Source organism: uncultured Microscilla sp. (assembly GCF_947493425.1).
Taxonomy (GTDB): Bacteria; Bacteroidota; Bacteroidia; order Cytophagales; family Microscillaceae; genus Microscilla.
In genome coordinates, this window is sequence record NZ_CANLRP010000538.1 from 1 (window position 1) to 376 (window position 376).

General features: G+C 45.5%; 1 protein-coding gene. It reads left to right on the forward strand.

What is annotated here, in order from left to right:
* Positions 1-29: 29 nt before the first annotated feature.
* A partial coding sequence (locus tag Q0954_RS34615; protein WP_299466831.1) for a hypothetical protein occupies positions 30-376 on the forward strand: 347 nt, incomplete at its 3' end.

Here is a 376-nt window from a genome sequence, read left to right on the forward strand (position 1 = left end):
ATTTGCCGGATGGTTGGGGCATTTACGAGATGACGGGCTGGATGGGAAGCATTGGTCTGGAGACGGCACTTAAAGTGAATCTGGACTACGCACCGGATACCGCGAAATGGGTGTTTGGAAAAGACTACGCCTCGACTCCTTTGCAGACTTACGAAGTGAGTTTTGATGTTGCCCTGGATACTTTGAGTTCAAGCGACAACGAACTGACTGTAACGATCAAAGACGCAGCCACTGACCAGATTATTAAAGAAGCGACTTACGAAAAAAATGGTACCTACCAATTACGTTACCTTGCTATAGGTGACACTACCAAAATTTTATTTCATTTGAAAGACCCAACGCCGAATATCGGAAGTTCGTTGGAGGTTACCGGAAT